The 7,191-nt window shown below is 37.4% G+C and carries 3 protein-coding genes, 5 tRNA genes and 4 pseudogenes; 5 read left to right on the top strand and 7 right to left on the bottom strand.

Going from position 1 to position 7,191, the window contains the following annotated elements; genetic code table 11:
- Both HMPREF2963_RS04135 and HMPREF2963_RS04130 read right to left on the bottom strand, forming a co-directional pair.
- Positions 1 to 2,003: GbpC/Spa domain-containing protein (locus HMPREF2963_RS04135; protein ID WP_315968412.1), on the bottom strand; the 2,003-nt coding region annotated here is incomplete at its 3' end.
- 25 nt (positions 2,004 to 2,028) lie between these two features.
- On the bottom strand, positions 2,029 to 3,444 hold the full coding sequence (locus HMPREF2963_RS04130; protein ID WP_070668883.1) for a MucBP domain-containing protein: 1,416 nt from the start codon (positions 3,442 to 3,444) through the stop codon (positions 2,029 to 2,031).
- A gap of 529 nt (positions 3,445 to 3,973) precedes the next feature.
- Here HMPREF2963_RS04130 and HMPREF2963_RS09550 point away from each other — a divergent pair.
- The 5 genes and pseudogenes from HMPREF2963_RS09550 (at position 3,974) to HMPREF2963_RS04110 (ending at position 6,574) form a co-directional block, all read left to right on the top strand.
- Positions 3,974 to 4,744, top strand: a pseudogene (locus HMPREF2963_RS09550) (Rep protein).
- A 5-nt stretch (positions 4,745 to 4,749) separates the two neighbouring features.
- Positions 4,750 to 4,958, top strand: a pseudogene (locus HMPREF2963_RS04125) (DUF3173 family protein).
- A 3-nt stretch (positions 4,959 to 4,961) separates the two neighbouring features.
- Positions 4,962 to 5,830, top strand: a pseudogene (locus HMPREF2963_RS04120) (site-specific integrase).
- A gap of 113 nt (positions 5,831 to 5,943) precedes the next feature.
- Positions 5,944 to 6,312: pseudogene (locus HMPREF2963_RS04115) on the top strand (type II toxin-antitoxin system RelE/ParE family toxin).
- Positions 6,299 to 6,574 carry a helix-turn-helix domain-containing protein gene (locus HMPREF2963_RS04110; RefSeq protein WP_070668880.1) on the top strand — a complete coding sequence of 92 codons (276 nt, stop codon included), beginning with the start codon at positions 6,299 to 6,301 and terminating at the stop codon, positions 6,572 to 6,574. The pseudogene HMPREF2963_RS04115 and the gene HMPREF2963_RS04110 overlap by 14 nt, the downstream one beginning before the upstream one ends.
- A gap of 156 nt (positions 6,575 to 6,730) precedes the next feature.
- On the opposite strand, the gene HMPREF2963_RS04105 is transcribed toward HMPREF2963_RS04110, so the two are convergent.
- From HMPREF2963_RS04105 to HMPREF2963_RS04085, 5 genes are all read right to left on the bottom strand, one after another.
- Positions 6,731 to 6,814, bottom strand: a tRNA-Leu gene (locus tag HMPREF2963_RS04105).
- Between the two features lie 8 nt (positions 6,815 to 6,822).
- Positions 6,823 to 6,894 (bottom strand) — tRNA-Gln (locus tag HMPREF2963_RS04100).
- Between the two features lie 13 nt (positions 6,895 to 6,907).
- Positions 6,908 to 6,980 (bottom strand) — tRNA-His (locus HMPREF2963_RS04095).
- 12 nt (positions 6,981 to 6,992) lie between these two features.
- Positions 6,993 to 7,063 (bottom strand) — tRNA-Trp (locus tag HMPREF2963_RS04090).
- Between the two features lie 6 nt (positions 7,064 to 7,069).
- Positions 7,070 to 7,150, bottom strand: a tRNA-Tyr gene (locus HMPREF2963_RS04085).
- Positions 7,151 to 7,191 lie beyond the last annotated feature (41 nt).

Here is a 7,191-nt window from a genome sequence, read left to right as displayed (position 1 = left end):
TCAACGGTGACATCCCCATATTTCTTCTGTGGTGTTGGAGTCGTTTGATATTTCAGAGTGTGGTAGTGATAAGTTGCCTTACGAGTAGCAGGTTTATCTGGTTCAGTTGGCGGAGTTGGTTTTACTGGTTCAGTTGGTGCAGTTGGTTCAATTGGTGCAACTGGTTTTGTTGGTTCTTTTGGCTCTTCCGGTTTTGTTGGTGCAACTGGTTTCGTTGGGATACCATTTGCTTTAATATCCGAGTTAAATGCAAACCAAGGCGTTGCACGAAGAGTGGAACCGAACTCTACTTCAATATCCGGACGAGCTGCCTGACCAACAATGGCTCCATACCATTTATAACGAGCATTAGGGCTATCCCATTCTCCTACGTCATATTTTGAACCATTAGCTCTGCTTTCATTATCATGGCTCGAATAATATCCATCATATTGACGTTCTATTGATGAGCCATTGATGTTGAGAAATCTACCATTGAAATCAAAAACTTTTTCTATTGTGTGTTTGTTAGCTGCTTTTGGTGAAGCGTTATATGCTCCAGTACCACGGTTTAATGAAGAAAAGCTGACCAAAGCTCCCGTCATATCCATCTTATTGCCATCTTCATCATAGAAGTAAGCTTTCATATTGATCCGAGTGCCTCTACCATAAAGGCTCATGTACCAAATAGTTTTAGTAGGATCTTTTTCGAGAAAGGCAGGAATTTCATCTAAACCAGGAGTGCCACTCTCTTTTAAAGTATAGACATACTCTACTTTGGAAATCTTTTTCCCTTTAAAGTAAGAATTCTGGAGATTGGTATATTCTACCCTAAGAGGGCGTCCTTTACGCAACATAACTCTTGACAACTTACTAACATCATTCGTCGCATTAAAGTCGTTTTCCCCATCACGAGGATCTTTGCTATTAAGCTTGTCTTTTATATTCCTATAAAAATAGCTTTTTAGTTCTTCTTTGGTATATACTTTATCTCCATCAGGAAATGTTAGTTGAGCATTTGGCTCATTTTTAAACACTAGCTCCTGAGCAAGTTTTTGTTTGATATAGCCATCTTTATGTTTATTCTTTTCCCATTCTGCTAATGCTGCATTATAATCTCGCAAATCTTTTTCGTATTTTGCTTGAGCAACGATGTAATCTGCCAAGTCTTTTTCGTATTTTGCTTTAGCAGCATAGTATTTGGTTAAATCTTGCTCGTACTGTGCTTTATCAAGCTCAAATTTAGCTTTCTTGACTTCATAATCAGCCTTATCTTTGTCATATTTTGCTTTATCTTGATCATATTTTGCTTTAGCTGTATCGTAAATCGCTTTAGCTGTATTGTATTTAGCTAGTTCAGCATCATACTTTTCTTTAGCCGTTTTATATTTAGCAGAGTCTTCTTTAGCAGCTTCCGTTACTTTTTTGATGTCATCGGCCTGCTTTTTATAGTCTTTTTTAATCTCAGCTACTTTCTGATTCTTTTCAGCTTCAGTTGTAACTGTTCCATGATTAATATCTGTTCCTTTTTGAACATCAACTCCTGCTTTTTTAGCATCATTGACAGCTTTATCAAGCTCAGAAGAATCTACATTTACATCTGTTGTTGTACTTGTTTGTGCTGAAGGCTTAGCAGCTGCTGGTGTTTCAGTCTTTGCAGTAGCTGGTTTCGTTGCACTTTCAGTCTTTGTAGCAGCTGACGCTGTTGTGTTATCAGTCGTTGAAGTGGATCCTGCTGGAGCAGTTGTGGTACTTGCTGCTGGAGTTGTTTCTTTTACAGTTTTTGCTGTAGAACTACTCGCTGCTTCAGTTGCTACTGCTTTTGATTGTGCAGCAAGACTTGTATCAGAAGCTTCCGCCACTGGAGCTGGCGTTGTTGGCTTCGTTGCCTTTACTTCATCAGCAGCTACACCTTGGTGAGCGCTAAGGATTGCAATTGTTCCAAGGGTTAAAACACCAATGGTACCATAAATTTTGTTTTTTCGGATCGAACCATGACCCTTCGTTTTGCTATTATGAAACATAAAATTCCTCTTTTCTTTTTAATAATTACCCAATTAACCAATTATCTTTCTCAAAAGGCTTAACTTTTTTAAAGCCTAATAGAGCTAAGATAAACAAACCAATCGTTGCGAGAATCGTGGCTGCTTCCCCCGTATCCGGCAACAACGTAAACTTACCATTACTTGACTTGACAGTAACCGTTCCATCAGGATTTGCCCTAGCACCTACTTGCGCAGCTGGTACAGATGTTTTAGAACCATCTGCGTTTTTGATGGTGACTTCCCCTTGGTCATTACCAATAATCTCAAAGCCCTTATCCGTCAAAAGCGGATCAGCTGGTGAAATAATGGATCTGATCGGATTGTCAATCGTATCACCCTTTTTCCCACTCACAGATGAGGCATTGTTAAGGTTAAACGTTTCATCCTTTTTCAAGTCCACATCAGAAGTTGTCGATTTGTCTGTGTTCTTTTCAGTCAAGACAGACGGATTGACAACATCGCTAGAAGTATCTGTCGATTCAAGCTGAGTATCTAGCATCCCATCATGCGGAATCTTATCTGGTGGTGCTACAGTATCTGCTATAGAGCTATCTGGACCGACCGACGAATCCGTTGAGGGTGCAGCTGGAGTTTTGGGTTTATCTTGTGGGGTTGCCCCTTTATTAGATAAATCCGATTCACCCGGTTTGGTCTTATCTGGGGGAGTTGATTCTGCCCTTGGTGGCACTACCTTACTAGAAGAATCTGGTGCTTCTGTGACCAGATCATAGTAGTAAGTAATAGTGGTATTCCCTTCAAGAACTTTCCCTTTTTCATAACCTTGTGTAGCTTGCGGATCAAGACGGTATTTCTTGCCCTCTGAACTAATAATCGTCTCTCTTCGGTAATCTGTCGTATCATAATCCGTTCCCACCTCAGAAGTCGGCGTGTCTAACTCTTTTGGTGCAATCAAAGCGCCATCTTTACTCTTGTATTCAACAGTGACATCACCATATTTCTTTTCTGGCTCCGATTGATTTGGCTTTGAAGACTCAGTTTCTGATATTCCGGATCGTTGCTTTTCTGACTTCAATGGGGGTGCTGATTCTATTTTCGGCTGTTCTACCTTATTTGAAGTATCTGGTGGGTCAGTCTTTTCTTTATCTGGCACGCTTGGCGTTGGTGGTGTCGCCTTTGAAGGGTCTACCTTGTCTGACGCACTTGGAGTACTCGGATTAACAACTGACTTAGCCCTGTCAGGAGTTGCAGGAACAGTCGGAGCTTTCGCAGCTGTTGTTGCATTTGTAGGTTCCTTATTAGACTCCATTGTTTCAGTAGAAGCCTTTTTATCATTGCCAACAGTTGGTGTCACAATCGTTGTGGTGATCGAACGTTCAACGTCCCGAGCCAACACAGGATTTGCACCTAAAGCCGATAATAGTACAGCCGTTGACGCTAAAAAGAACTTGCTTTTTTTCATTTAAATATCCTCTCAATATTTTAACATATCCAATATGTTAAGCCCTAGTTTGAAAAACTATTCACTCTTTATGATAGTAATATTTTCCTAAAATGTCAAGCCGATTATAGCATTTTCACAAATTTATTTAACCATATTACAGAGGTATTTTACATTTTTTGACATACTGTAAATAAATGTAGATGTATTATAGATAGATTACAGATGACCGATAGAAAAGTAAACTAAAGGCCAACATTTTTTTGACAAAATTGGTCTAGACATATTTAAACAATTTGTTGCATTGACTACATTTGCGCCTCTGTAGTCAATAAAATTTAAGACATTATTCCAATAAGACTACTGTAAAAAAATGAAGATTTTCTCCCCTGGAGTGCATATTTATGCACTTTGTGACTAGCTTGTGTATTTTTAAAATAAGAAGATGAAAGTCAACTTATAAATACAAACACCTATACGAGATTTAGAGCAACATTACAGGTATTCATAAAAGTCTTTTGAAAGTAGCAGAAAATTTGAACTATTTTTTATGACTTCGTACAATAAAAAGATAGTCCGCTTCCTTCTATATTGAAATTTGGGAATACGAAAAGCCAATATTTTCAAAAAGGAAAACTATTTTAAGCTGATACTGAAAGTAAAGAAATATCAAAACGTAGAACATTCGATGTGCTAACACTTGAAGAACAAGAACAACGTCTCGAACGTATAAAGAAAACTCGCTTAGAAGCACAGTGGAACTTACACCGTCTAGTTGATTGTAATATTGATGAGGTTGACTTCTTTTCTTACATTAACCACTATAGAACCACTTCAAAGACCTACTCAAAACATTTATTAAACGCTTTAACTATAACATATTCAAAACAAAGAAAAGTCAACTTAAATATATTGCAGTATTAGAAAAGCAAAAACGTGGAGCATGGCACGCTTATATTCTGCCTTTCAGAGTCCCTTATATTCCACATAGTCAACTCTTAGAACTATGGGGACACGGAGCAGCTCGGATAAATAAAATCGATGTCGATAGCAAAGAAAATCCTGGTCGATATGTTACAAAATACTTTGAAAAAGGTATCGAACAAGAATTGTTGGAAAATTTCAGTAAGCAAGCCTATTTATCATCTCGTAACCTGAAAAAACCTGATGAAGATAAGTTTTATACCTATGAAACTTTTGACTACAATAGCTCAACAGTCCTATATAAAACAGAATACACTACAAGGTTTATAAAGACAGCCAGTATTTCGATAATCATGTAAAATACAAGAAGATCAGAATAGATAAAGATAAGGAGTAAGTCACATGATAGCAACTGTAAATAAAAATGATTTGGTTGCCCTTGGTTTCTCTGAGGGAACTTCTAAACGTATTATCAGACAAGGAAAGGAACTGCTTATAGAAAGAGAGGTTTCAGAATTTACCAAAACAAATGTATTAGCACAATTCCTGCTACTATCGCTACTGAACTACTTGGCTTTGATGTCCAGAACAGCTCACTTTCTAGGGGATAAGATATGGCGATTAGAAAAAGCAAAGACGGTAGTTGGGTTGTAGATATCAGCAATGATTTTGACCCAATCACACTAAAGCAACGTTGGCTTAGTAAAAAAGGTTATAAGACGAAAAAAAAAGCTACCGAGGCAGAACACTATCTACGAAGTGTAGAGCTAAAAAAACGCTTCTATGGGGCTAAAATAACTGTTTCTATGCTATATGAACTACTAAAGGAAGATGATGATATAAATCATCGAGAAATCAGCTATATCAACACACAAGAAAATAACGACAACAAACACATCAAAGACTATTTTTCTATAGTCCAAAGCTAAACTATTGAACCGTTTCAGAATTTAAAGACTTTTTGGAATTATTTACCCCAGAAGAATATCACTATCAATTATTATTTAAGGTTCTGTACTTCACTGGCATGCGACTAGGAGAGGTTTTGGCTCTCAATTGGAATGATATTGATTTTTCTAGAAATATAATAACTGTTTCAAAGTCAGTCTACTTCAAAAAAGGAGTTAGTTATATCAGTCCCCCTAAAACTAAAGCTAGCATTAGGCAGATTGTCATTAACTCTAAATTGATGAATGAACTAGAAGTATGGCAACACAAACAATATGAGTTGCTGAAGCAATTTTCAAATGATGATTGTACAGATTTACAATTATTTCAAAGTAGCCCTGTTCTAATTACTAAAGATAGGATTGAAAAGTATTATCATGGTTTATTAAAACGTAATTCTAACCTTAAAAAAATAAGAATACATGATTTAAGACATTCCCAGGCTTCCCTTTTAATCAATCAAGGCGAAGATTACCTTGTTGTGAAAGAACGTCTCGGACATGCGTCTATAACAAGCACAATTGACACTTACTAACATTTATATCCAAGTAAACAAATTGCATTGGCAGATAAATTTGATAGTTTGTTTTAATGGTTGAAGAAATATCATTTGTCTTTTTGAACAATATATGCTATCATGGAGATGTGATGAAAAAGCTAATATTTGAGTTCTATACAAGACCAAATGGTCATAATGAATTTGTAGAGTTTTATAAATCTTTACCACAAAAAGACAGAGAGAAACTACTGGCAACTATTAGCATGATACAAGAACATGGGCTATTAACTGCCCAGCGTATGGAATGGGTAAAGAAATTAAATAGTGATATTTTTGAAATTCGTTCCAAAGTATCATCTAATATTCAACGTGCTCTCTACTTTCATGCTGTCGATAATAGATATATTATTACACATTGATTTACCAAAAAAACTCAAAAAACACCAATTAATGAAATTAAAAAGGCACAAGTCATCAAAAAAGAATTTGAAGGGGAACAGAAAAATGAAAACAATTAAATTCAATGATTTCTTAAATAAACAACTTAGTGATAATTCTTTTAATGAGGGCTACCAAGCTGAAAAAGCCATTTTAGAAAGTGCGCTAGCTGTTGCTAATGCCCGTTCAAAAGCAGGTCTAACACAACGCCAACTTTCAGAATTATCCCATGTTCCTCAATCAACTATCGCTCGTATTGAAAGAGGACATAACACTAGCATTGAAACTATGAGCAAATTAGCTGTAGCTCTTAAGCAAGAACTAAAAATTAGTATTGGGTAGTTAGTTTTAGAGAGAAGAAGGATAGAACCTCTTCTCTTTTTCGTTACCTAAAATTACTATCCCCAAAAATAAACTAGAAATTTTTAGTAACTTTAGGCTTAAATATTGAAGAAGAAAAAGAAAAGACAAAGTCTAAAAACCTTGTCTTTTCAACTATACCGGCGGCCGGGGTCGAACCGGCACGTCCTTGCGGACACTGGATTTTGAGTCCAGCGCGTCTGCCAATTCCGCCACGCCGGCAAGTTAAACTGGGGTAGCTGGATTCGAACCAACGCATGAGGGAGTCAAAGTCCCTTGCCTTACCGCTTGGCTATACCCCAATACTATAAAATAGGCGAGTGATGGGGATCGAACCCACGCATGCCAGAGCCACAATCTGGTGTGTTAACCACTTCACCACACCCGCCATAATTCTATACACGGGCAGTAGGAATTGAACCCACACTGAAGGTTTTGGAGACCTTAGTTCTACCTTTAAACTATGCCCGTACAAGATGGAAGGGGAGGGATTCGAACCCCCGAACCCGAAGGAGCGGATTTACAGTCCGCCGCGTTTAGCCTCTTCGCTACCCTTCCTAATATCAAACAAATGGCGCGAGACGGAATCGAACCGCCGA

The sequence above is a fragment of the Streptococcus sp. HMSC067A03 genome (assembly GCF_001814295.1).
GTDB lineage: Bacteria > Bacillota > Bacilli > Lactobacillales > Streptococcaceae > Streptococcus > Streptococcus constellatus.
Note: the sequence above shows the minus strand (reverse complement) of the source record. Positions and strands in the feature narration are given on the sequence as shown.